The following is a 24,200-nucleotide window of genomic DNA, read 5'->3' on the forward strand; positions in this document are numbered from 1 at the left end:
CCGGCCACCAAGCGTCACGCTACGATCAACCCTTCGAGCCTGCCCGGGCTCGGTGACAGACAACGAGACCTGCACCAGACCCGGGGCGCATCAAGGACGTTTTCCAACGGTGCTTGGCAGGCCAGGTCGGCTTGGCCGTCTACGAGAACGCTGTACGTGAGCACGTGCCGTTTGCTGATCAGCGATGGCCCGACCAGCAGCGCCGTGGTGTCCATCCGCACCTGCGGCGCAGGCACCAATGAAGGCGAGGCAGATTGTGCCGTCAGCAGCTCAACAATCGGGACGGCGAAGTCGAGCACCAGCGGTCTCCCTTGGTCGAAGCCGCTGCTGGGAATGTCCTGACGACCACTGCCAACCAGTACGACCGTCACCACGCGAGGATCATCGCCCACCCGCCCCTCGTGCCGCACTTCCAATGATCCGGACACGCTCCGGCTCAGCAGCGGAATGTCGGAGAGCACCGTATAGGTCAGCCGGCGCCGAGGCAGCGCGCAGACAGCGACGACGATGGCCGGAACACCCAACACGATCGCCACCACCACAGCGGTGACCGACCACAACAGCTGGGACTCATACCAGGATTCTGCGAGGTTCACCCTCATGGGATCGCACTCGGACTCGCGAATGCGACACCGATCTGCGGAAACTTCCCGGCCGAGCGCTGACGCCGTGCCGGCGGGCGAAGGACGTCGGCAGGTTCGAGACGGCCTCCTCGATTGCGGTGTCGAATGCCGCAGCAGCCGACTCCGGCGCGAATTCGGTGGTGTAGACAACCAGGCACAAGCGCGCCCAGGTCGATGACGTCCACGGTTCCGAGGTGGCGCTCGGTCGGGAGGCCGACGACGACCCGATATTGGAATCGCCGGAGAATCGTGTCCCTCGCCACCACGGCTTCGAGCCGACCTGCAACGTGAACGTGCGGCCCCCATATGTCGCAGGTCGGTCCGCTCAACGACGGGTAACGACTGTACGTTACTTCGCACGCCACGGGACGTCGACGCCCGCAACGTTGCTCTGACTCTCCCCGATATCGGCACCGACGGCTTCAAAAATGCAGCAGGTACCCCGGCGAACCTCTCGGAGGAGGCCGTCGTTCGTCGGCGCTGCGGCAACACGATCCGGCGGGTACACGAGCATGGCTCCGGCGCCACGTGCGAATAGACCTCGACCACCCGGTTCGGCAAGTGATGGCCCAACGGCGAGCCCGCGCGATCTCCGGCGCGCGCCACCGGCGATCAGCCACGTCTTGTGACTGTGCCGCAGCCCGTGGAACGTCAACCCCGGACACACCGAGTAGACCCGCACGCCCGCCCTGCGGACACCGTCGATCGCCGGGCGCAGCACTCGCCGATCGAAGGTCGACCTCCACAACCAGCTGCCGCAGGGGTTGGTGAACACGAACTCATACGGATGCGTCTCCAGACGCCGCCGCAGCAGCCTAATCAGGAACGGCGGCAGCACGATGGCGTGGGCCGACGAGTCAAAATTCGCGAGGCGTTGACAAGGCGGGATTCACCGTCGCCCCGATATTCTAATTGTCGGGCGGACCACCGTCGTTCATGGGGTCTGCTCGGCGTATCCGGGAATGTCTTCGACCAGAAAACGATCTGGCGTGGAGTCCCGCCGAGCCACGCTCATCTGACCGTTGGCCTCAAGGACGACCCAGGCGACATCGTCAAGGCGCGTTATACCGGCCAGCCGAAGGCGCTGGCGCAGTTCATCGTGTGTCAGCCGGGCGCGGAGCAAGTCGGCGTGGCGGACATCTCACCCAACCATGAGCAGAACCGGCTCTTGCCGTAGCGACGCACCGAACAGCCGAGTCTTCTGCGCAAGTGCCAGCAACCGCTGCAGCACGAACAAGGTCACCATCGCGACAACACCGCCGGCGAGAGTCGGCACACTCAGTAGTGCGGTCCTGCCGAGTACTGCGCCGAACGCCATGACGCTAGCGACGTCATAGGTCGACATCGCAGCCAAACTGCGCCGCCCCATGACCCGCAGCAGCACCAGAAAAACCACGTACATCACGACCGTCGAGAGCGCGACCGCGATTACTCCTCCTGTTGTGATCGCCCAGATCTCAGTCAGTGCGAGCATGGGTTACCTCCGTTGTCATCGCGAGCGCTGCCGCCGGCCTCCTACCGCCGCCACACCAGGAGGCCATCAGCCGAGTTCGACGTGCTGTAGCAGCTGTGGCGGACGCGCGACGAACAGCTCCGGATTGGCGACCCGGCCCGCGCTGCTTGTCACTGCAGGCTGCGTCACCCGGACTGTCGGCCGCCTGGAGCAGCGCAGCACCCCCTACTGGCCGGCGGGCGCGTGGCGCAGGCCACGATGGAGTTGCACTCCGACGGCGTACGCCAGAGGTTCCTTCGGTATCTCTCGCTCGTCGACATCGACCGGGTCGTCCGGCTCTGGGCCCAGCTTGGGAATGGGCGAGGCCAGATGCCTCCGGCGAGACGACGGGCTGAGTCGGGCGTCATCTCGCCAAGGCAACGGCTGGTTACCACTCACTGATTCACCCGCGACGGCCGTGCGTTCCAACGGCCGGTCGAGCGCCGTACCAGGCTTGGGTGAGAAGCTCCAGAATGCCGTCCCGGGTCAGCGGCTTCGGGTTCGGATACGGCGATGCGGTCACCTGGTCCGCCACCTCGCCGAGATCATCGAAGTCGAATCCGAGCTCACGCAGGCTCGTCGGACCATCGACCTGCTTGATCAGGTCGAACACGCCGGAAGGTGCATCAGGTACACCCAGTGCCCCGCCGATCCGCCGCATCACTTCCGGTGTGGCGGATGCGTTGTAGCTCATCACATGCGGGAGGATCACGGTGTGCGTGGCCGCATGCGGTAGGCCGAAGCTGCCACCCAGCACATGGCACAGCTTGTGGTGAAGGCCCATTCCTACCGATGCCAGGCACATTCCGGCCAGCCATGCGCCCCGGAGCAGATCCGAACGCGCCTCGACGTCGGTGGGCTCGCCGGTGAGGCGGCTCAATCCCCTCCCGATGCCTGAGATCGCATCGAGTGCCCACCCGTCGACGATCGGGTTGGCCTGGGCCGAATACAGCGCCTCGATCGCGTGGGCGAGCGCGTTGACCGCGCTGGTAACCGCGATCGGCACGGGCAGCCCGCGGGACAGCTCCAGGTCGTAGATCACCGTTTCCGGCAGGATCGACGGAGACGACCGGGTGGTCTTCTTCCCGCCGGTGGTCTCGCCGAGCACGGGGGTGACCTCGGAGCCCGCGTAAGTGGTCGGGAGAATGACCTGATCGACACCGGTCCTCGCGGCCAGCGCCTTCGACAGTCCGGTCGTCGAGCCCCCACCGACCGCGACCACGCAGTCAGCATCACTTGCTCGCAGGTGCCCCATTGTCTCCTCGGTCACGCTGACCGGGGTGTGCAGAGCGGCGCCGTCGAACCGAGCGACGCACAAAGGGCCGAGCAGCTTCTCGACCTTGTCGCCGAGCTCGGCCAGCTCAACGCCAGTCAGAAGCAGCACCCGGGACCGGCGCAGCCGGGAGACCTCTGCGTTGACCTTCTCCATCACCCCCCGGCCGAACACGATGCGGTACGGCAGGCCGACGTACTCGAACTCGGCTGTCATGGTGCTTCTCGCGGGTGTCGGGTGTCGTGCAGGATCGTGCCACCGACCATGACCTCGGTGTCCGGCACCTCGACGAGCCAGACCCGGAAGGCGCTCTCCGGCGTTCCGGTGGCATCGGCGGCCGCCGCGGACACGGCGGCCAGCAGGTTGCGTTTCATGGACGTGTCGTGTCCCTCGGCGATCGTGATTTGAATGAACGGCATCAGGCCACCGGCTTCGTCAGGCCGCCGTCGACGCGCAGCACCTGACCGGTGATGTAGGACGCGTCGTCAGAGGCAAGGAACGCGACCGCGGAGGCGACCTCCTCCGTGCGCGCCCAGCGACCCAGCTGGATCCCGAGCGCATCGACCATGTTGGCGCGCACCGCGTCGGCAGTCAGGCCTTGTTTCCCTGCCATCGCCTCGTGTCGCGTGAGCCAGCCTTCAGTCAGCGTCATCCCCGGCGACACCGCGTTGACCCGGACCCCGCGCTGCACGGCTTCGGCCGCCAGGTAACTGGTCAAAGCCACGACGGCCGCGTTGGTGATTCCAGTGACCGCGGCACCCGGAACCAGAACGTGCGCGGTAGCTCCCGCGACATTGACGATCGCGCCACCGGTCATCCTGGGCAGAGCGGCTTTGGCGACCCGGACAAAACCGCGAAGTTTCGTATCGAGCGCTGCACCGAGCACACCATGGTCGGTGTCGGCAAGTGGCGCCGACGCGATCTGGGGTCCCGCGCAGTTGACGACGATGTCGAGCCGGCCGTTCCAGGCGTGCGCCTTGCCGACGGCGGCGGCGACGGACTCGCTGTCGCGCACATCTGCGGGTACGGCGAGCGTTTCCCCGCCCAGACCTGCCGCGGCGTCCTTTACGGCGCTCTCGTCCCGGGCGAGCAGCGCAACAGCGGCGCCCTGCTCAATCAGTAGCTGCGCCACGGCGTACCCAATACCGCGGCTGGCCCCGGTCACCAGCGCCGTGCGCCGCCCCGGCTGCTCGGTGCGTGACACCATTCGTGTCTCCTTCTGCTTGTCCCCGGCAGTTCCGCCGGAACGGTGTTTCCACTGCAACGCGATCCAGCCTGCGCTGACAAGTCGACCTAACAGGGCTGTTCACGTAGTACTCGCCACCGAGCGGCCCGGCTCTCGCGTCGCTAACACACGGTGGGGCACGATTGAGGAGCTCAAGCCCCAAACGGGGAGGAACCATGGATAGTCCCGGAGTGCTCCGGACACCGAACAGCTCACCGACCCGTCTCATCGATGCGCTGCAGGTGCGGCCGGGCCGCCGCGCGGTGGCGGTCGGCACCTTCGACGGTGTCCACCTGGGTCATGCGCGAGTGATCGCGGGCTGCGAGACGGTGCTGACCTTCGATCCGCACCCGCGGTCGGCAGCGCGACCAGGCGATGGCCCACGCTTGCTGACCGACGCGGTCGGCAAGCGAAGGAGGCTCACCGCGCTGGGCGTGCGGGAAGTCGTGGTCATTCCGTTCGACCGCGAGTGGGCAGCAATGGACGCAGCCACGTTCGTCGACGAGGTGCTGGTCCGACGACTCGGCGCGGTCCGGGTGGCGGTCGGGGCCGATTTCCGGTTCGGCGCGCGTGGCATGGGCGACGCGCAGACCCTGCTGGAAGATCGGCGATTCACCACTACCGTCGCGGGGATGGTGACAGTCGATGGGGACATCGTGTCCTCGTCTCGGATCCGTGATCTCGTCGCCGCCGGTGATGTCGAGCGGGCCGCACGGCTGCTCGGTCGGCCGCACACGCTGCCCGCCCGTGCCCTCGGCGACGACCGCCTGGTGCTCGATCCGGCTCTGGCGATTCCGCGCCCAGGTCGCTACACGGCGGTCGTCGACGGCTCGACGACCGAGGTGACCGTTCTCGACGGTGGTGTCATCGAATGCGAGGGGCGGCGCGAGGTACGCCTGCTCGAGGTGGCTTTCCTGCACCGGAGCTGAGGTGACGCAGGCCTGTTAATCCAGGCGAAATCCCACGTTGCTGGCCGGTGCCGCTCAGGGGACACTTGAGCGTGGAAGAGCCACACGGCTCAGCAACACAGCGATGGGAGGTGCGTCGCGTGGCGCCTGCCGATGGCGGCGTGTCGCCGGAGTCAGGTGCGCGTACTGTCATCCGGCGGAAGCTGGCGCCACCGATTCTCGGTGATCATCTGGTCCGGCGGGATCGGGTGACTGCCCGCATCCACGCTCTGCTCGAGCGGGCGAACGTACTCACCGTGTATGCGGCAGCAGGATCGGGGAAGACCACCGCCGTCGCCATGGCGCTGCGGGACCTCGACCGGCCGGTAGCGTGGCTGTCGCTCGACGGTACGGAATCAGCTGCAGGACGCCTCCTGCTGTACATCGAGGCGGCGGTCGCGCCGCACGGCCCCGAGGCGAGTGGCGTGGCGACCGATGCGCTTGCCGCCGGCATCCTGATCGGTGAGGCGGCGGGTCTGCTCGCCGAAAGCTTGCACGGCACCAGAATCGTGCTCGTCTGTGACAACGCCGAGCGGATCTCCGGCAGCGACGACGCACTCGCCGTGCTGTCCGCACTCGCCCGCTACGCACCCACGGACGTCGGCATCATCCTCATTTCCCGGACCGCCTTGCCGCTGGACACCGGTTCGACCGGAGAACTGGCCCGCGTCGCCGAGCTCACCGGTTCGGACCTCGCCTTCGACCTCGACGAGGCCGAGGAAGCGTTGCGCCTGGCCGGGCGATCGTCATCGGAGGCGGCTGAGGCCATTCGCGTCACCGGCGGCTGGGTGGCGGGAATCCTCTTCGCCGATGGTGCCGTCGCCGAGGCACCGCACCGGCTTCGTGAATATCTCTCCAAGCACGTCCTGTCCGGACTGTCCGAACAGGAGCGACGGTTCCTGATGTACACCAGCCTGCTGGACGAGGTGACCGTCGACGACGCGGTCGCGCTCCAACTCGAAGACGCAGCACGGATCATGGCGGCGCTGCGACACCGGCACCTTCCCGCCACCTGGCCCGACGATCGAACACTGATCGTCAGTCCACAGCTACGGGACCACCTGCGCGACTTGCTCGCCGAGCAGGAGCATGGCGAGCTGAAGGGGGTCCGCCTGCTGCACGCCCGGCTGCTGGTTCATCGTGGCGAGCAGGAAGAGGCCGTGGATGCCCTGCTCGGTGTCGGTGCGGTCGACGAGGCGTGGGTACTGGCCGCAGAGCTGCTGCCACGCCTGATCGAACGGATGGACTTCGGTCCGGCGGCGCGATGGCTCGACGAACTGCAGGCGTCCGAGCGTTCGCTCAGCCCGCGGATCGGCGGGATCGTGCTGCGCGTCGCCTTCGCCCTGGAACAGGCCGAGCGGGGCGTTGAGCTGTACGACCGTCACGGTCGCGGCTGGATCACCGAACTGGCAGCCGACGGGCACAACGGCTCGGGTGAAGCGCTGGTACTGCTGGTGTGGTGCCTGTGGCATGCGGGCCGCACCGCCGATGCCGGGCAAGTAGCCGACTTGGTGTCACCGGGGCGAGCCAAGGACATCGCACTCACCGTGCTCGCACTGAGCCGCGACGAACCACCACCCCCGTTCCCGGTTTTTGCGACGACCCCGTCGGGACCGCTGGATGGGATGCTCATGCGGCTGGCCTTCATGCGCGGGCGGCTGGCCGGCTTGGAGGACCCCGGCACACACGGTCCTTGGCGCAGCGTTCTCGGTGCCCCTTGGGTCATCGCCGGCCTCCGCGCGACGGGGCGGATCGAACAGGCGATGGCGCGCTACGAGGCACACCGCGACGCACCTCAGCCACTGTGGTTGCACGCTCTGGACGCCGTGGAGCTCATGATCGACCTCGGGCGCGCTGAGGACGCGTGGCAGGCCCTGCAGCGCGGCCACGAACTCGTGGCCGCGACCGGGTCCCAGATTTACCGGGTGCTGCTGCACCTGATCGAGGCGAAGTTGTGCTTGCGCCTTCATCATGACCCGGAAGCCGCGCATCGCGCGCTGGACGAGGCAGAGACGAGCGGCTCACACAGGCACGCTTTCACTCGCGAGCTGGCATTTCTCTGGCGAGGGCTCGCGTTCCTGCTGCGGCACCGCGACGCCGAGGCCAGTGACGTGCTGCAACAGAGCCTGCAGAGCATGCGCGCCGCGGACCGCATGCTCGAGACCCCGACCGTGGCGTGTTACCTGGCCGAAGTCCAGTGGCGACTTGGCGCGGAGGATGCTTCCGACGAGTCGGCGGCACTGGCGATCAGTATCGCGGAGGAACGGGGTTCGGTGCATCTGCTGCTCAATGCGCTGGCGGACGTACCAGCCGTGGCCGTACGCGGCGCGGACACCGAATCGAACCGGCTGTCGCGCTGGCATGAGCTGACCGCGTCGCTCGCGAACGGCCGCCGGATCACCGCGGCCGGCCGGGCGCCGAGGCTGGTGCTCGAGGATCTGGGTGAGCCGGAGCTGCGGGTGGACGGCTCGACGGTGACACCCCGGCTGCGCAAGAGCGTCGAGCTGCTCGCATACCTACTGGGCACCCCCGACCACGAGGCGAGCCGTCAGGAACTGCTCGGCTCACTGTTCGACTCGAACAACGAAGCGGCCGGGCGCAGCTACTTGCGGCAGGCGCTGTATCGCCTGCGTGAGGTGTTGCCGGACGAACTGTCGCCCGTCCTCCGCGAAGACCTGTTCTGCCTCCCAGGGCCCGACCTGGTCAGCAGCAGCGCGGCCGAAGTCCTGGAGGCGTTCGCGCAGGCCGATCACCAGAACGGGGAAGCCCGGCTGGACACGTTGATCGAAGCACTGGCGCGGACCGAGCGAGGCAGGTACCTCAGTGGCCTGTCCGGTGCGTGGGTGGAGGCGCGGCGCGCCGAACTTGACGAGCGCATCCTCCGGGCCCGGCTGGACGTCGCCAGGGCCGCGTTCCGGGTCGGCCGGTATCGGGAAGCGGTTGCCAACGTGGACGCGGTGTTGCGCCTCGATCCGTACCGCGAGCAGGCCTGGCTGCTGCGGATCACTCTCGCTCAAGCCAGCGCAAACGACGACGACGTGCTCGCGCTGTACCAACGTTACGTGGCGACCATGCGAGAGCTGGCCGTCCCGCCGTCGGCGGAGGTGCACCGCCTGGTCACCCGGCTGCGGAGCTGACGCACTGATTTCCCAGTCAATAACGGGGCCGCTGGCACGCTGGTTTTTGACCAACGTCACCCACGTGCTCCCATGGAGGTAGCAATGGACAGCGCGAAGCATCTTGCCGTGCCTGCTGATACGGACGATGGGATTTTCCGTTTCCGCCAGGCCATTTCCCGGTTCAGCACAGGGGTAGCCGTGATCACCACCCGCACCGCGGACGGGCCCGCCGGCATGACCGCAAGCGCGGTCGCATCACTGTCGATGGACCCACTGCAGCTGCTCGTGTGCATCGGCTCGAATCTTCCGACCTGCAAGGCGATCACCGAGTCCGGGAAGTTCGCCGTCAACGTCCTCGGCGAAGACCACGAACACATCGCGAAGCACTTCGCGACCCGCAGGAAAGAGAAGTTCGCCGGCATCAAGCTGCGGACAGACAGTGACGTCCCGGTGCTCACCGACGCGATCGCGCACTTTGTCTGCTCCGTCGCGGATACGTTGCCGGGCGGTGACCACACGATCGTGGTAGGCGACGTGCTGAAGTGCGATCATGTCCCGGGCTCGAACCCCCTTGTGTACTTCGCGAGTGCTTTCGGCAATCTCGCCGACCCGGCCACCCACAGCGGGACTGCCGGGGGCTGGCACTTCGCGTCGGCAATGTGACCACACCCCGAACGCGTTCGGCCGTCGTCGTCCGGACCCGACTGCGGCCACCTGCCCCGCACCCGGACGACGTGCGCCGCGCGCGACTGCTGGCCCGGCTGGACGCGGTCAGCGAACAAGTGATCCTGCTGGCCGCGCCTCGAGGCGCCGGGAAAACCGTGCTGCTGGCCCAGTGGGTCGCCCCCCAACGGTGTGCCTGGGTGAGCCTGAGCAGCCATGACGACACCCCGGCGGGCGTGTGGTCCGCAGTGCTTGAATCGGTACGGCCCTACTGCGCCGACGTCCCGACACCCCCAGCAGCACTGCTCGACGACGAAACGACCCTGTTCACCGAGATCATCCCCGAGCTGCTCAATGCACTGGCTTCGACCGGGTCATTGGTGCTCGTGCTCGACGGGTTGGACGTCGTCGAGCACCCCGTGACCCGGGCAGCGCTGGACGAGTTCGTACGCCGGGCTCCCGACACAGTCCGGATCCTGCTGGCCACGGCACGCCCGCCGAGTGGGCCGGTCGCCGCGCTTCGCGCGGCCGGCCGCCTCGCCGAGTTCACCGAAGAGGACTTGCGGCTCGACCTGGCGGAGACACGGCAACTGCTGTCGGCCACGGCCGCCCGCCCGGTCGACCGGGCCGAAGCGGCGGCGCTGTGGCGCGGGTACGCGGGCTGGGCGACCGGTCTGCGGCTGGCCGGCATGGCCCTGCGGAACCAGCCGCCCGGCGCTGCCCTGCCACATCCCGTGCCATCGGTCGAGGACTTCTTCCGCGCCGAGGTGCTCGAACGCGTCACCTCACGCCAACGCCGGCTCCTGCTGTACAGCAGCGTCCTGGCAGAGCTGACGCCCGATCGTTGTGCGGAAGTGACGGCGCTACCTGCTGCCGCCGAGACGCTGAGCGCGCTGGCCGCGTCCTCGCTGCTGCTGCGGCGGACCGGGTCGGGTCTGCGGTGCCACCCGGTGCTACGGCTCGTGCTGGGCTCCGTGCTGACGTCGGAAGAACCCGATGCTGTCCCGGTTTTGCACGCGCGGGCGGCAGAACGCCTGCGGCAGGAAGGCGATCCGGACGCCGCTTACGAGCATGCCCGAATGGCCGGGGTACCCGATCTCGCTCTCCGGACCGCACTCGAGACCTGGCCGGCGGCGCACCCGCAGACCCTGCTCGCACGGCTCGACGAGGTGCCTACGATGCCCGCCGGGGCTCATGCGATCGCCGCGGCAGCCGAGCTGACTTGCGGGCACCACGCCCGCGCGGCGACCCGGCTCGCCGGTTCAGACGGTGGCCCGGCGCTTGCGGTGCGGGCGTGGCTGGCACTGCATCGCGGCGATCTGACCACCGCGCAGTGCGACGCCACGCGGGTGATCACCACCCACCGACCGGCAGGAGCCCGGCCCTGGTGGCTGCTCATGGCTTACGCCGCGCTCGGCACCGTCGGGGTGTGGGAGGGGCAGGCAGCCGACGTCGTCGACCAGCTCGCCGTGACGGCTCGCGACGCGGACGGGCTCGGCTATCGGGATGTCACGGTGCGGGCACTGGACGCACGCACCGCCGGGTTGCTGCTCACCGGCGACGCCACAGCCGCGCTGGCCTCGGCCACGCAAGCAGTTTCCATGCACGAGGTCGATCCGACGCGGTGTGTGGCTCCCGTCGTCGCAACGGCTTGCTTGGCTGCCAGGGCGGGCGCGGACCGCGGCAGAACCCCGCTCCCTACAGTGGCTCTGGTACCCGCCGCTCCCCATGCGGAGGCGTTCTCGGCTCTCATCAACGCGCACTCAACGTCCGCTTTCGGGGACGCTCGGCACCGGCGGAGCGCACACGCACAGGCGCGCGCCGCACTCGCCGACCTCCGGTACGGCCCGGTGCTCGCCAACTTGTTCGAGGAGCAATGGCCTTGCGGGGTCCCGGATCTCCGCCCGGCCGTGCTGTCCGATCGGGAACTCGCCGTGCTGCGGGCACTGTCCGGGCCGCTGACCCTGCGCGAGATCGCCGCCGAACTGCACGTCTCGCACAACACCGTGAAAACCCATGTCCGGTCGGTGTTCCGCAAGCTGGGTGCCCACGATCGCGCCGATGCCGTCAGCCGGGGAGCCGCAGTCGGCATGGCCACCGGTCGCGCCACGCCTACCGGCGCCGGCCTCACCAAGCCGATGACAGTGCGGTGCCCGCCTGTCTCACTCTCCGGCTTGGTGGCGGCCCGAAACGGCCGGGTAGTGGGCACCGGCCGTCCCGAGCCGCGGTCTGGCGGTCAATGGGCGCGCGCGTCCTGCTGGCGTGCGTAGCCGGCTTGTCCGGCGTACTCCGTCTTCCCGTCGTCCTTTGGGGTTGCCGGGTCGATACCGGCGATCTTTCGCGCGAGGTCGGTCATCGGGCCCGCTGGTGCCATCTCGGCGCGGTTCATGGTCAGCATTCGCACCGCCAACAACGGGGTTCCGTTGAAGTTCTCGAACACGCTGATCCGGTCACCCCAGTCCGACAGGTACAGGTCCCGGATCACCCGGCTGATCTTGAGCCGGTCATGCGGCCGCCCGATCGGACCCGTCTGCAACGGCTCGAGCCACCGGCGCAACTCCGGCTGGTTCCACTGCTTCTCAGTGGGGAAGATCAGCGATGAGCGTCCCGCCAGATCGACCAGCTCGTTGACCATCCGGGGCACGTTCTCCAGATAGTAGGCCCGGCCGAAGTCGAACAGCAGCACACTCGGCTTGTACAGACCGCCTGGTGTGGTGAACCCGTCTTCCTCACAGGCGAGCACGTGGGCTCGCAGCGACTGGTGGAAGCCGACGAGCTGAGCCAGCCGAGCTTGAACCGGCGGCAGCTGATAGGTCCCCACGTGCTCGGTGATCAGCAGGGCCAGGCCGACCATCACCTCGGCGCGGATCGTCTGGCGCACGAGCGCCTGGTAATGCAGCCAGTCGAACACCCGCTGCGGATAGAGCGAAGCGTGCTTCGGGTTGCCGATGTGAAAGACCCGGTTCCACGGGATGAACACGTCGTCGAAGAGGATCGTGGTGTCCAGCTCGTCGCCCTTGGCGGCCAGCGGGTGCTCTTCGTACTGCCCTTCCTTCACCGTGCTTTCCCGGCAGACCAGAGTGACGCCGGGGGTGTTCGCCCGGACCGCGCCGAAGATGACCTGTTCGCTGGTGATACCCGGCCGGAAGAACACCCCGATGTGGATGTAGTCGGCGAACGCCGCACCCGTCGCGATGGCCTTCACACCCCGCACGACGATGCCATCCTCGCGGATCTCCACGATGTGCAGCGCCGGCGACTCGGCCTGAGCCGACTCACGCGACCGGTCCGTCTGCGGGTCGACGAACGCCGGAGCCGCGTTGAGGTCGCCCTCGACCATAAGGTCCCAGAACTCCAGGATTCCCACTGTCAGGTCACGCCCGCCGGTGCCCTGCGACTGCTCACTCCACGGCGCGGGATCGTCCTTGTAGGTTTGCAGCACGTAGTTGTTGACGTCCGGCGTCCTCGGCACGGCGCCGCCGTCGAGCTCGCGGATCGCCGTCTCCAGATAACGGCGCTTCCGCTTCAGCTCGTCCTTGGTCGTGTGACGGAACCAGGTCATCGAACGACGCTCACCGTCATCGTCGATGAAGGTCATGACATCGCGCAGGTCGTCGCGGTGGTGCAGGTCGTAGAAGTCCGCGATGCGCTTCGCGTAGTCACGTGTCTTCGGATGGGTGGCTACGTTGTCGACCTTTTCATCCCCGACCCACACCACACGGCCGTCGTCCAGTGCGTCCAGGTATTCCTTACCGGTTCGCAGCACAGATCGCTCCTTCCGCTCAGTGGCGCGTCTCAATGCGCCGGTACCCACCGTGCCGCGGAACGGGGTGAGACGAACCTGAGCTCGCCGGGTGAATTTGAGTTAACACCGCATTTCTCCTCGGCTAACGGAAGCCCGGCTACCTTTTAAGCACAAGTACGAGGAGGAAACGATGCTGGACCCGGACGAAAAAAGCATCACCGAAGCGGTGCTGCAGACACTGGCGGACACGCCCGACGCGCGAATCCGCACTGTGCTGTCCAGCCTGGTGCGGCATCTGCACGACTTCGTCCGCGACGTGGGCCTCACTGAGGCCGAATGGGCGTATGGGGTCGACTTTCTGAGCCGAACCGGACAGAAATCCGATGACCAACGGCAAGAGTTCATCCTGCTCTCCGATGTGCTCGGGGTGACCATGCTCGTCGACACGGTCAACCACCGACGTAGCACCGGCACGACCGAAAACAGCGTCCAGGGCCCCTTCTACCGGGAGGTACGGCCTGAGTTCGCCGACGGCGCCGACATCTCCAACGGGCTGTCCGGCACACCACTGCTGTTCCACGCCACCGTGGTCGACGCCACCGGCGCTCCGGTACCCGGAGCCGAATTCGACGTGTGGCACGCCGACAGCCACGGCCACTATGACTCTGACGTACCCGGCCTGGACGCCGCCGCGATGCGCGGACTGTTCCGCACAGGCCCGGAGGGGACGGTCACGATCCGCAGCATCGCGCCGGCCCCCTACCCGATTCCGGACGACGGGCCCGTCGGCGAGCTGATGCACGCCACCAGGCGGCCGGTCATGCGTCCCGGGCACATCCACGTCCGGATCGCGGCAGCAGGATTCTCGACCGTCACGACGATGCTGTTCCGCGACGACGACCCGTACCTCACCAACGACCCGGTGTTCGGCACCAAGCAGTCGCTGTTGTACCGACGTGACCTCCGAGAGGGACCGGAGGGGCCGTACGATCTCGTCGAACACACCTTCGTGCTGGACCGCCTGCACTGAGGCCCCGATACTCGGCAATCCGTGGCTGCAAGTCCGCGGCGCCCGGTACGTCGTCATGACTGGCATATCCAGTCGACGACGAACCGGGCGTTTGATCCGTCGGTGGAGTAGGCGCGCGGCCCGGAGTACAGCTTTGGCAACAGCCCACCGCACCGGCGTTTCGCGCACGTTCCCTCTTCCAGAACCCACAAGCCAGGCAGCTAGAAAAAGCGATCACTTCCTCCAGCACACGACGTGACACCGAACGTCCGACCGCCGGCGAGCGCAACCATCGACTCGACGATCGCGGCCAGGCTAAGGGATGTCTCGTAACTGATCTTGTGGTTGGTGGGACTGGTGTTGCGGATCAGTCTGCGAGGAGGATGTTGTGCAGATGCGCGATGCCGGAGACCGTGTCGTTCAGCGTGCTGGCGGCGCGGCGGTAGTCGCGCAGGATCTTCCAGCACTTCATCCGCGCCAGCGCATGTTCGACGCGGGCCCGGATCTTGCGATGGTCGGCGTTGAGGTCTTCCTGCCAGCCGGGCAAATCGCTGCGGTCACGAGGTTTGCGGTAGGGCATGATCACCTCGGGATTGCCTTGGTAGCCGCCGTCGGCCATCACCGAACGCCCCGCCAACTTCTGCTCGATGCCGCAGGCGCGGTAGACGGTGCAGTCGCCTGCGTTGCCCGGATGCGCGTCGCCGGTGGCGATCACCAACCGGGTGTCGGCATCGATCGCGACCTGCACGTTCGCCGAATACCGGTAGTTCTTCGACGGTGCTGCCAGCCGGTGATCCCGCGTCGGCACCAGGGTGCCGTCCACGATCGCGATCGCGTCGATCCGCCACTTGCGGACCGGGCCCAGCGCCAGCAGCGGCCCGATCGTGTCGATCACCCGATGCGCCGCGGAATGCGACACCCCGAACAGCGGCCCGATCTGGCGCATCGTCAGGTTCGTCCGCCAGTACGTCGCGACCAGCAGCACACGATCGGCCAGGTCAAGACGCCACTGACGACCAGGTCGGCCATCGGCGATCTCGTCACCGCCACGTTTCGCCACGATCCGCACCAACTTGCGGAACTGACCCGGTTCCAACCCCGTGAACGGGACAATCCACTCCGACCGCGACGCCGAGATCACCTGCACCACACCATGATCAACCACCACCCCCAACCGACCCACACCGGGTTACGAGACATCCCTTAGTGCGGGACCTATGCCGGGGCGAAAGCTCCCACACCTGCCATTCATACGGAGGGGGTGAGGAGATCTTCTTTCGTGGCCGGTTCGTCCGGTGGGTTCTCGCTGAACGCCTCACCACGCAGTTCGCCGGGGCCGCCGGCGAGGTTCCCGTCCCGCTGCGCCCATTGCTGCAGGCGCTGCCGAAGGCCCCACGACCATGATCGGTCCTCGCGGGTCCAGCGTGATCGCAGCGGCGCGGCTGCTCTGCGCAGCGGCGCGAAACCCGGCAATCTGGTAACTCACGAGCGAACGCAGAATCGCGTTGATCACCTGACGGTGATCAACACCATCACCGCGCACCACCGTGCTACGGCGGCAAGATCACCACACGCCCGACCCGTCAACTCGCCTCGGCTCGAAGCGCAGACCCGTGCGAGGCATGGGCAGCCCGAAACCTAGCCGGCCCCGCTGTTCGACGACGTCGTCCGCCGCCACACCGCATCCCCGGGCCCGAGCACGCCCCGGCCCCGCCGTCCCCACCGCCGGACCCCACCACGCCACCCGAGCGATGACCGAGTCGTCCACCACCCCGACTGGCCGGCGTGATCCTCCCGGGTGGCCGGGGACGACACCCGTGCGTGCGGCGCTCATCCTCGTGATTTGTCCCGCAGCGGCACGGGGCGAACATGATGTCGCCGCCGGTTCAGTCCGGCGGTCGTCCACTCGGTGAACCGGCGATGCGCTGTCGGTACCGTGACCCCGAAGCTGGGCGGCAGGTGTCGCCAGGCGCACCCGCTGGTCAGCACGAACACGATCGCGGTGAACACTGCCCGGTCGTCCACTCGCGACATCCCGCCGCCCTGTGGGCGCGTCTTTCCCGCCGGGATCAGCGGTTCGACCAGCGCCCACAACGGCTTCGTGTTCCCGCTGGAGTTTCTCGCGGCGGTCATCGCGTTCCTCGCGCGACACGGAAGCAGCGGCCGCGCTGGGGATGTTCGCGACGTCGCGGCCGGCGCTCAGCGCTGTACACATCGTGGCGCCGCAGCAGCACACGAGCGTCGCTCTCGGCTTCTACCTCGGAGCGTTCGCGTGCGCGCTCGTGCCGCTGATCGTCGTCGCGTTCCTGGCAAAGCGCTCCTCGGTGTGGTGCTGCCCGTGTCTGCGATCCGCGCCGGATTGTCCGCCGCGTACCAGTTCGGCGCGCCGCACGCCGTACAAGCTGCCAGTGGGTGAGTCGCGCTCGCGCTGTTCGTCCTGGCACTCTACGCGGGCGGCGCGTTCCTCATCGAAGACGTCCACCAGCGCACCACCCTGCCGATCTTCCGGCGAGCCGGCGCACGCAAGGCCCTCGAAAGCGACCTTCCGGCGCAAACCGCCCGACTGCCAGACGAAGCGGGGGTCCGCAACCAGCTGTAACCGACGTGAGGCCTCCGCCCTGGTCTGGGTAGCCCGCCGCGTGGGCAGGCGGGGCGTCGAGCCCCTTCACCCAGTCGGCGATCCTCGTCGCACTGACCTGGGCCCGGGCTGTCGGTCGACCGGCCGTTCGTGCTGCGGCGGTGACTGCCGACGTGTCGGCTGCTCGCCCGGTCCATGCCACCGGCGATCGACGCGGTAATAGCGCGGCTGGGGGTGGCTGCGGCTTGTACCGGCCGCGCGCTGCTCGGCTCGGTGCTTGCGCGGCGGACCCGCTACTGGCGGGCGACATCGGCGGACCCGCTCCGCGTGCCGATCCCGATCTGACGCGCAACACAAAAATCCGCTTCACCTTCACCACCGAGGCGGGACTCGACGACGGGCTCGCCATGCCCTTCGTGGTGATCGTCCTGACGCCCGCCGGGCAGGCTCACGCCGGCCACGGTGATCATCCCGCGCCGCCGGTCCCGCGCCGAGGACTGGGCGGGCCGGGTACTCACGTCATCGCGTGCGCGACGAAGTAGACCGCCGCCGACACCGCCGCAGCGGCAGGGAACGTAAGCACCCAGCCCAGCACGATGTCGCGGGCGATGCCCCAGCGCACGGCCGAGAGCCGCTTCGTCGCGCCCACCCCCATGATCGCCGCGGTGATCACGTGCGTGGTGGAGATCGGCGCTTTTACCGCGAACGCCGTCACGTACAGCACGGACGAGGCCACCGACTCGGCGACGAACCCGTGCGGCGGATCGAGCGGGAACACCCGGCGGCCCAGGGTGCGCATGATCCGCAGGCCCCCCGAATAAGTGCCGAGCGACAGCGCACCAGCGCACAGCAGCGTCACCCACAGTGGCACTTCGAAGGTCTTCTGCTGCCCGGCCGCGACCAGGGCCAGCACGATCACACCCATGCCCTTCTGGGCGTCCTGCAAGCCGTGGCCGAGCGCCAGCGCCGAGGCGGACACGAGCTGGCAGCGGCGGAACACCCGGCCGCTGCGGTGCGGATTGGCGCGCCGCAACAGCCACAGCGCACCGACCATCGCGACGTAGCCGAGGATCAGCCCGAGCAGCGGTGAGGCCACCATCGGCACGAGGACCTTCTCGACGATGCCGGTCCAGTGCACCGTGCTCGCCGCCGCCAGCGCCGCGCCGACCATGCCACCGATCAGCGAATGCGAGGACGACGACGGCAGGCCGAAGAACCACGTGACGAGGTTCCACGCGATGGCACCGGTGAGCGCGGCGAACACGACCGTGAGCGCGCCCGGCCCGGCCGGGACGTCGATTACTCCCTTCGCGACGGTCGCGGCGACCCCGGTGGACAGCAGGGCGCCGGCGACGTTCATCACCGCGGCCAGGACAAGCGCCGCCCGGAGGGTCAGCGCACGGGTGGACACTGCGCCGGCGATGGCGTTCGCGGCGTCGTGGAAACCGTTGGTGTAGTCGAACACCAGGGTCAGCACCACGATCGTCACGAGGGCGGCCGGGCCCGTCACTAGGACTCCTTGACAGCGATCGTCTGCACCGCGTCGGCCACGTGTTCGAAGGCGTCGGCGGCGAATTCGAACTGCTCGACGACCTCCTTGGTCTTCAACACTTCCAGCGCGTCGGCACCGGGCTCGAACAGCTGCGCGAGAATGCGCCGGTAGACGCGGTCGGCTTCATTCTCCAGCTCGTTGATCTCGATCCAGAACGGCTCGCACTCGCTCACTTTCGCCAGGCCCGGCATGGCCGACGCGGTCAGCTCGGAGCACCGGCACAGCAGCCGGACGAGTGTCTCGGTGCCGGGTGGAAAGCTCCCGAGCCGGTAGAGCACCGACAGGTCGGCGGCCGTCTCCATGAAGTCCAGGACGTCGTCGATGCGGGCGGCGAGCGCCTGGATGTCCTCCCGGTCGAAAGGTGTGACGAAGGAGCTGTTGAGCTCGACCATGATCGTGTGCGTCAGCTCATCGCCACGGTGCTCCACATCCTGCAGACGCTTGGCGACCGGCTCCCGCTCCCCCGGCTCGGCATCGACGAGCTCCCGCAGCAGCCCGGTCGCGGTGACCAGATTGCCCGCCGCATCGGTGAGCAGGTCGAAGAACTTCGTTCCCCGTGGGGTCAGCCGCATGATCGTCCTTTCGCCTGCACACCGGGTTGCCGATAAATACCCGCGTTTAGGGCGGTTTCAACCGGCGGATTGGGGAAACCACCGGATCTGGACCCTCGGCACCGGGAGGAAACGTGACCCAGCCCCTGCGCGTCGCCGCGCTGACCTGCACGCTGAAGCCGAGCCCGGCGAAGTCGAGCAGCGATCTCATCGCGCACCAGCTGCTCGACTTGTTCGCAGAATACGGCGCCACCGGTGAAGTGGTGCGCGTGGTCGACTACGACGTCCGGCCGGGGGTGGAGGCCGACATGGGCGAGGGCGACGAATGGCCGCAGATCCGGCGTAAGATCAGTGCGGCCGACGTGCTGCTCGTGGCGACCCCAACCTGGGTCGGGCACATGTCGAGCGTCGCCCAGCGCGTGCTCGAGCGCCTCGACGCGGAACTGTCCGAAACGGACGACGAGGGCCGCCCGGCGATGTTCGGGAAGGTGGGGGTCGCCGCGGTGGTCGGGAACGAGGACGGAGCCCACAAGATCATCGCGGACCTGTTCCAGGCCCTCAACGATACCGGCTTCACCGTCCCTGCGCAGGGCGCGACCTACTGGAACGGCGAAGCCATGCAGGGCGGCGACTACAACGACCTCGACGAGACACCCAAGGCTGTCGCGTCGACGAACGCGACGCTCGTGCGCAACGCCGTACACCTGGCGAAACTGCTCAAGCGGGAGCAGTACCCCGCCGGCTAGAGCCATCTTTGCCGGTCGCTGGACCGCGGTACCCGGGCGGCATGAGTCAAAGCGTTGCGGACTATGTGCTCCAGCGGCTGCGCGAGTGGGACGTCGAGCAGGTGTTCGCGTATCCGGGCGACGGGATCAACGGGCTTGTCGCCTCGTTCGGGAAGGCCGACAACCGGCCGCGGTTCTTGCAGGCGCGCCACGAGGAGATGGCCGCGTTCGCGGCGGTCGGGTACGCCAAGTTCAGCGGGCGGCCGGGGGTGTGCATGGCGACGTCGGGACCGGGTGCGATCCACCTGCTCAACGGGCTCTACGACGCCAAGCCGGCAGCCGGCGGAACAGCTCGGACACGATGCTCATTGGATTGACCGGCGCGGCCGCCACAGCGGCTTCGCGGTCGACAGTGTCCCACCAGGACGCGACGTTCTTCTCGACCTTCTCGCGCCAGGATCGGTCTTCTTTGCTCGCCGGCTTCGACAGCAGCGCGCGCAGGGTCGCGCCAGCGTCGCTGACGAGGTTGACCTCGGTGGGGTAGCGCATCCCGATGAAGCGGCAGTCGAGGTCGATCTGCACGGCGCGCGCCTGGCCGAAATCGGGCAGGAACTGCGAGTACGGGAAGTTCGAGCCGACGATCAGCAGGGTGTCGCAGTCGCGCATCAGCTCGTAGCTCGGGCGCGTGCCGAGCAGGCCGATGGCGCCGGTGACCCACGGCAGGTCGTCGGGCAGGACGTCCTTGCCCAGCAATACTTTCGCCACTCCGGCACCGGTCACCTCGGCGACCTGGCGGACCTCGGCTGCCGCGCCGCGGGCGCCCTGGCCGACCAGGATCGCGATCTTCTCCCCCGCGTTGAGCACCTCGGCGGCGGCGTCGAGGTCGGCCTCCACGGGTACGGGACGGGGCCACGACGTGCTCGGTGGGCTGGAGGGCACCTGTTTGAACGCGTGCTGCGGCGGAGAGTACGGCTCTTGGCAAGCCCGCGGTCCTCGACGTTCGTTGCGATCCCGAGGTGCCGCCGATACCGCCGCACGCCACGTTCGAACGGATGCAATCCGCCACCGAGGCGGTCCTCAAGGGCGATACCGACGCGATGCACCTCGTGGTGCAGGGCGTGAAGAGCAAGGTGCAGGAATTCCTCCCGAGCCGGCGGGACAAGTGACGCCCGGCTCGCCCGCGGTCGAGCACATCACGGCCCGCGCCCACCGCGTGCCGACCGAGACGCCGGAGGCCGACGGCACCCTCGAGTGGGACAGCACTTCTGGTCTCCTGTGCCCTGTCCGCGGTGGACATCGCGTTGTCGGACGCGGCCGCGCGATCACTCGACGCGGCGCGAGAACCGGAGCGCGATTGAGCAGCCGAAGGGCAGGACGAACGAAACCTTGGTTGTGACCGGCAGTGGCCCGGCGATTCGAAGACTTTGTCGCCGGTCTCCAACCGGAAGCCGGGCACCATGCCCCGCGAAGCGCTCGCGTCCGCCGAGCGGTCCTGCGACCTCGCCCATCGCGAGCTCCTCACCCCGGGGTCGAGCGCGCGGCCCCCGGAACGGCTGTGCGAGATCAGCGGCCTCCCATAGCTCACGTGAGGACAAGGGTGCTCAGCCCATCGGACGAGCCGAACGAGACAGCGATCAGATCGATGAGCCAGCGCGGCGATCGCAAGCAGCTGCGCGAGTCGGCCAAACTCGGGGGCTGGCGTCGCCGCGGACCGTCACGGTGGCGGCTTCCGCCGTGGTAACCACGAGGATGCTCGGCGGACGAACGACGTACCCGGGAGCGGGTGTGCCCATGATGGAGGTCGTTCGGCGAGGACGGCGGAAGACGGCTTCGGGGCCGAACCGCGTACGACGCCCGGCAGGCATGATCGCTTCGCGATGGTTTCTGGCCCCACGACTCGGGTAACTACCATGAGGTGACCTCGACCAGGCTGCGGCGCAGCGACCCCGCCTCGCCCGGCATCCGGCGCCACCGGCGCGGCCGCGGCTTCTCCTACACCGGCGTCTCCGGCGAACGGCTCGCCGACCCCGAGGCACTGGCGCGCATAGACGGCCTCGTGATCCCGCCCGCGTGGCGTGACGTGTGGATCTGCCCGTGGGCCAACGGGCACATCCAGGCCGTCGGCACCGATGCCGCCGGCCGCCGCCAGTATCTCTACCACGCACAGTGGCGGCGTCAGCGCGACGAGGAGAAGCACGACCGCGTGCTGGCCATGGCCCGGCGGCTCCCGCAGTGGCGGACGGGCGTGGCGGAGGACCTGGCCGGACGCGGCCTCACCCGCCGGCGCGTGCTGGGGGCGGCTCTGCGCATGCTCGACCGCGGCATCTTCCGCACCGGCGGCGAAGAGTACGCGGAGGAAAACGGCACGCACGGCGTCGCGACACTGCTGCGTGAGCACGCCCGCGTCCGAGCCGGCGCGTGCGTGTTCGAGTACCCGGCCAAGGGCGGGATCGACCGGGCGGTGTCGATCGAGGACCCGGAGCTCGGGAAGGTGGTCCGGTCGCTGCTGCGCAGCCGGGCCGGCAGCGACCGGCTGCTCGTTTACCGCACCCCTGCTGGCTGGCACGAGATCCACGCCGCGGACGTCAACGACCGCTTCAAGGAGCTCGCGGGCGAGGACTGCACCGCCAAGGACCTGCGGACGTGGAACGCCACAGTGCTCGCGGCCACAGCCTTCGCGTCCGCCGAAACACCCCGGTCCGAGCGTGGGTGCAAGCGCGCCGAGGCAGCCGTGATGTGTGAGGTGTCCGAGGCGCTCGGGAACACCCCGGCCGTGTGCCGATCCTCCTATGTGGACCCGCGCCTGGTTGAGGCATACCGCTCGCAGCGGACCATTGCCCCGGCCGTAAAACGGGCCGCGAAGCTGGAGGGCGACGAAGCGCGGGCAGTGCTGGAGCGCGCCACCGCGCGGCTGCTCTCGAAGCTGCGCTGAACCGGCTGCTCGCCGACTGCGCGTCCGCGGCGATGTTCTCGCCAAAAATCCGTTGCAGAACGCAACGCCACTGCGCTGCGGGATGCCCTCGGCCTGGGCCGGGCACCTCGCACGCACCAACATCCAGGAACGACGAGCGGCAGACTTCGAAGAGCCCGTCTCTGCGATGGCGGTCCGCACTCGTTCACGGGAGACCGACCACCAGCACGATGCGGACGCCCTGGACACCGTCGCCGCCCGGTCGAGCGAGGCACGTCCGGCGTCGGCCTGCTGGCATCACGGCGATCCAGGACGGCAAGACCGCATTCACCGACGAACGCGCGCGGGAACTCGACCGAGGCCAGTCCACGGCACGGGAAGGACCGGTGCCCGCGCCCGGCGACCGCCGGGCGCGCTCAACCTCATCGGATTCGCCGACCACGGGTTCGAGGCGTCGACGAATGGCTGCTGCCGGTGCAGCCCACCCTCGTCTCCTTCGGGCTGCGCACCCCGGCACCGCGACCGGCCGGACCAGGCCATGTGCTTGCGCGCCGTCGACGAGCAGGCGAGCTGCCTGCTCATCAACCGGGACGACGTCGACCCGGTGGATGGCAGCGCTTGATCAACGGGTCGTTGAACAAGGTTGTCGACGACCTGGCCGGCAAGCTCGGCGGCGTCGACGTGCTCGTGAACTGCGCTGGCACCGGCAGCCGTGAGCTGGGCGTCGACATGGACTTCGCGACCTGGCGGCGCATGCTCGATGTCGATCTCGCCGGGATATTCCTGTGTACGCAACGCGCCGTGCGGCGCATGATCGCCGCCGGGCGAGGAGAACGGATAATCACCATCACGAGCGTGCACGAGGACGTGCCCCGCGTCGGCGCGGCGCCCTACTGCGCGGCCAAGGCCGGCGCGGGCGCGCTCACCCAGGTGCTGGCGCTGGAACTCGCGGAACACGGCATCGCCGTGACTCCGTCGCGCCCGGCGAGATCACCACTCCGATGACCGGCCAGACCGACGCCGACCCGCGCGAGCAGGACCGGCCCGGCATTCCGCTCGTCCGTCCGGGTCACGCCCGCGAGGTCGCCGCCGCTGTCGCGTTCCTGGCCACACCGGCCGCCGGATACATCACCGGCGCGTCCCTCGTCGTCGACGGCGGGCTCCTGCTGATGGGCGCGCAGGCAGGCACCGCGTTCCCGGACCAGAGCTGGCGCACGCCGTAGGTTCCCGACCGCGCCGCGCGGGGTACTCCCGAGGCATGAGCAAGACCCTGTACAGCCAGCTGAACCTCGTCCGCAGCGCCCCTGGCGGGCTTGCGGCCGGCCGGGTGCTCACACCGGTGTGGCAGCGGATCGCCGGGAACAACGAGGCGCGGAACGCCACCGACAAGCACCGCACGTGGCAAGAGCTCCTCATCGCCGGGGCCGTGCAAGGCGCCATCCTCGATGCTGTGACGGCCGCCGCCGCACGGACCGGAGCAGTCGCCTTCGAGAAGGCCTGCGTTGTGTGGCCCGGCAAAAACTGAACCCTGGAGGCACCATGGACGACGAACCCCGCACCCGAGAACCGCGCCATCCGGCCGGCGAAGCGGACTCAAGCGGCAATCACCCGGACGAACCGGCACCACCGCGGCGCAACCCGCGCGATACCCCCCTCGAAGACGACGAGGGCCGCGCCCGGCGCGGACACCCCGGCGGGTCGGAGAACTTCCGCGGCGGCGACTGAGCGGCGCCCGGCGGACCCGATCGGGGAGCGGGGCCCGCCGGGCGCCTGCACCCACGTTCCGC

At 68.5% G+C, this 24,200-nt stretch carries 21 protein-coding genes and 5 pseudogenes; 13 read left to right on the top strand and 13 right to left on the bottom strand.

Annotated elements, in window-relative coordinates; genetic code table 11:
- Positions 1-14: 14 nt before the first annotated feature.
- From AB0M56_RS48380 to AB0M56_RS48405, 6 genes are all read right to left on the bottom strand, one after another.
- Positions 15-596, bottom strand: coding sequence for a hypothetical protein (locus AB0M56_RS48380; RefSeq protein WP_364189794.1), 582 nt, complete (start codon positions 594-596; stop codon positions 15-17).
- Positions 597-1,557: 961 nt separating this feature from the next.
- Positions 1,558-1,746 (bottom strand): YetF domain-containing protein, encoded by a 189-nt coding sequence (locus AB0M56_RS48385; protein WP_364189796.1) that lies wholly within the window; start codon positions 1,744-1,746, stop codon positions 1,558-1,560.
- An 18-nt stretch (positions 1,747-1,764) separates the two neighbouring features.
- Positions 1,765-2,097, bottom strand: coding sequence for a hypothetical protein (locus tag AB0M56_RS48390; RefSeq protein WP_364189799.1), 333 nt, complete (start codon positions 2,095-2,097; stop codon positions 1,765-1,767).
- A gap of 421 nt (positions 2,098-2,518) precedes the next feature.
- Positions 2,519-3,604 carry a maleylacetate reductase gene (locus AB0M56_RS48395; RefSeq protein WP_364189802.1) on the bottom strand — a complete coding sequence of 362 codons (1,086 nt, stop codon included), beginning with the start codon at positions 3,602-3,604 and terminating at the stop codon, positions 2,519-2,521.
- A complete protein-coding gene (locus AB0M56_RS48400) occupies positions 3,601-3,807 on the bottom strand; it encodes a tautomerase family protein (protein ID WP_364189805.1) in 207 nt (68 codons plus the stop codon). The genes AB0M56_RS48395 and AB0M56_RS48400 overlap by 4 nt, the downstream gene beginning before the upstream one ends.
- On the bottom strand, positions 3,807-4,595 hold the full coding sequence (locus tag AB0M56_RS48405) for an SDR family oxidoreductase (RefSeq protein ID WP_364189808.1): 789 nt from the start codon (positions 4,593-4,595) through the stop codon (positions 3,807-3,809). The genes AB0M56_RS48400 and AB0M56_RS48405 overlap by 1 nt, the downstream gene beginning before the upstream one ends.
- Before the next feature lie 209 nt (positions 4,596-4,804).
- On the opposite strand from AB0M56_RS48405, the gene AB0M56_RS48410 reads away from it, so the two are divergent.
- The 4 genes from AB0M56_RS48410 (at position 4,805) to AB0M56_RS48425 (ending at position 11,612) form a co-directional block, all read left to right on the top strand.
- Complete coding sequence (locus tag AB0M56_RS48410; RefSeq protein WP_364189811.1) at positions 4,805-5,542, top strand: FAD synthetase family protein; 738 nt, start codon at positions 4,805-4,807, stop codon at positions 5,540-5,542.
- Between the two features lie 119 nt (positions 5,543-5,661).
- Positions 5,662-8,697 (top strand): BTAD domain-containing putative transcriptional regulator, encoded by a 3,036-nt coding sequence (locus AB0M56_RS48415; RefSeq protein ID WP_364189814.1) that lies wholly within the window; start codon positions 5,662-5,664, stop codon positions 8,695-8,697.
- An 84-nt stretch (positions 8,698-8,781) separates the two neighbouring features.
- Positions 8,782-9,342, top strand: a complete 561-nt coding sequence (locus tag AB0M56_RS48420) for a flavin reductase family protein (protein WP_364189816.1) — start codon at positions 8,782-8,784, stop codon at positions 9,340-9,342.
- On the top strand, positions 9,339-11,612 hold the full coding sequence (locus AB0M56_RS48425) for a LuxR C-terminal-related transcriptional regulator (RefSeq protein ID WP_364189819.1): 2,274 nt from the start codon (positions 9,339-9,341) through the stop codon (positions 11,610-11,612). Before AB0M56_RS48420 ends, AB0M56_RS48425 begins: the two co-directional genes overlap by 4 nt.
- Here AB0M56_RS48425 and AB0M56_RS48430 read toward each other — a convergent pair.
- A complete protein-coding gene (locus AB0M56_RS48430) occupies positions 11,579-13,108 on the bottom strand; it encodes a 4-hydroxyphenylacetate 3-hydroxylase N-terminal domain-containing protein (RefSeq protein WP_364189821.1) in 1,530 nt (509 codons plus the stop codon). The genes AB0M56_RS48425 and AB0M56_RS48430 overlap by 34 nt on opposite strands.
- A gap of 169 nt (positions 13,109-13,277) precedes the next feature.
- Between AB0M56_RS48430 and AB0M56_RS48435 the strand changes: the two genes are divergently transcribed.
- Positions 13,278-14,117, top strand: a complete 840-nt coding sequence (locus AB0M56_RS48435; protein ID WP_364189823.1) for a dioxygenase — start codon at positions 13,278-13,280, stop codon at positions 14,115-14,117.
- A gap of 346 nt (positions 14,118-14,463) precedes the next feature.
- Here the strand turns inward: AB0M56_RS48435 and AB0M56_RS48440 are convergent, their stop codons facing one another.
- The 3 genes and pseudogenes from AB0M56_RS48440 to AB0M56_RS48450 all read right to left on the bottom strand — a co-directional run bounded on the left by AB0M56_RS48440 (position 14,464) and on the right by AB0M56_RS48450 (position 16,578).
- Entirely contained in the window at positions 14,464-15,243 is a 780-nt protein-coding gene (locus tag AB0M56_RS48440) for a transposase family protein (RefSeq protein WP_364189825.1), read from the bottom strand.
- A gap of 731 nt (positions 15,244-15,974) precedes the next feature.
- A pseudogene (locus AB0M56_RS48445) lies at positions 15,975-16,229 on the bottom strand (transposase); the annotation flags it as partial.
- 121 nt (positions 16,230-16,350) lie between these two features.
- A complete protein-coding gene (locus AB0M56_RS48450) occupies positions 16,351-16,578 on the bottom strand; it encodes a hypothetical protein (RefSeq protein WP_364189828.1) in 228 nt (75 codons plus the stop codon).
- A gap of 341 nt (positions 16,579-16,919) precedes the next feature.
- On the opposite strand from AB0M56_RS48450, the gene AB0M56_RS48455 reads away from it, so the two are divergent.
- On the top strand, positions 16,920-17,216 hold the full coding sequence (locus AB0M56_RS48455) for a hypothetical protein (protein ID WP_364189830.1): 297 nt from the start codon (positions 16,920-16,922) through the stop codon (positions 17,214-17,216).
- Here AB0M56_RS48455 and AB0M56_RS48460 read toward each other — a convergent pair.
- Both AB0M56_RS48460 and AB0M56_RS48465 read right to left on the bottom strand, forming a co-directional pair.
- A complete protein-coding gene (locus tag AB0M56_RS48460) occupies positions 17,189-18,184 on the bottom strand; it encodes an inorganic phosphate transporter (protein ID WP_364189833.1) in 996 nt (331 codons plus the stop codon). The genes AB0M56_RS48455 and AB0M56_RS48460 overlap by 28 nt on opposite strands.
- Positions 18,184-18,798 carry a DUF47 family protein gene (locus AB0M56_RS48465; protein WP_364189836.1) on the bottom strand — a complete coding sequence of 205 codons (615 nt, stop codon included), beginning with the start codon at positions 18,796-18,798 and terminating at the stop codon, positions 18,184-18,186. The genes AB0M56_RS48460 and AB0M56_RS48465 overlap by 1 nt, the downstream gene beginning before the upstream one ends.
- A gap of 113 nt (positions 18,799-18,911) precedes the next feature.
- Between AB0M56_RS48465 and AB0M56_RS48470 the strand changes: the two genes are divergently transcribed.
- Entirely contained in the window at positions 18,912-19,523 is a 612-nt protein-coding gene (locus AB0M56_RS48470) for an NAD(P)H-dependent oxidoreductase (RefSeq protein WP_364189839.1), read from the top strand.
- A gap of 41 nt (positions 19,524-19,564) precedes the next feature.
- A pseudogene (locus tag AB0M56_RS48475) lies at positions 19,565-19,834 on the top strand (thiamine pyrophosphate-binding protein); the annotation flags it as partial.
- A gap of 1 nt (position 19,835) precedes the next feature.
- Here the strand turns inward: AB0M56_RS48475 and AB0M56_RS48480 are convergent.
- Positions 19,836-20,477, bottom strand: a pseudogene (locus AB0M56_RS48480) (thiamine pyrophosphate-requiring protein); the annotation flags it as partial.
- Between AB0M56_RS48480 and AB0M56_RS48485 the strand changes: the two are divergent.
- From AB0M56_RS48485 to AB0M56_RS48505, 5 genes and pseudogenes are all read left to right on the top strand, one after another.
- Positions 20,477-20,668: pseudogene (locus AB0M56_RS48485) on the top strand (hypothetical protein); the annotation flags it as partial. The pseudogenes AB0M56_RS48480 and AB0M56_RS48485 sit on opposite strands and share 1 nt — an antisense overlap.
- A 749-nt stretch (positions 20,669-21,417) precedes the next feature.
- The gene (locus AB0M56_RS48490) at positions 21,418-22,434 is read left to right on the top strand and encodes a DNA topoisomerase IB (protein WP_364189841.1); all 1,017 of its coding nucleotides are present in this window, start codon (positions 21,418-21,420) and stop codon (positions 22,432-22,434) included.
- Positions 22,435-23,100: 666 nt separating this feature from the next.
- Positions 23,101-23,636 (top strand): annotated as a pseudogene (locus AB0M56_RS48495) (SDR family oxidoreductase).
- Between the two features lie 35 nt (positions 23,637-23,671).
- Positions 23,672-23,938 carry a DUF4235 domain-containing protein gene (locus AB0M56_RS48500; protein WP_364189844.1) on the top strand — a complete coding sequence of 89 codons (267 nt, stop codon included), beginning with the start codon at positions 23,672-23,674 and terminating at the stop codon, positions 23,936-23,938.
- Between the two features lie 14 nt (positions 23,939-23,952).
- Entirely contained in the window at positions 23,953-24,138 is a 186-nt protein-coding gene (locus tag AB0M56_RS48505; RefSeq protein WP_364189847.1) for a hypothetical protein, read from the top strand.
- Positions 24,139-24,200 lie beyond the last annotated feature (62 nt).

It is taken from the genome of Amycolatopsis sp. NPDC051372 (genome assembly GCF_040682095.1).
GTDB lineage: Bacteria > Actinomycetota > Actinomycetes > Mycobacteriales > Pseudonocardiaceae > Amycolatopsis.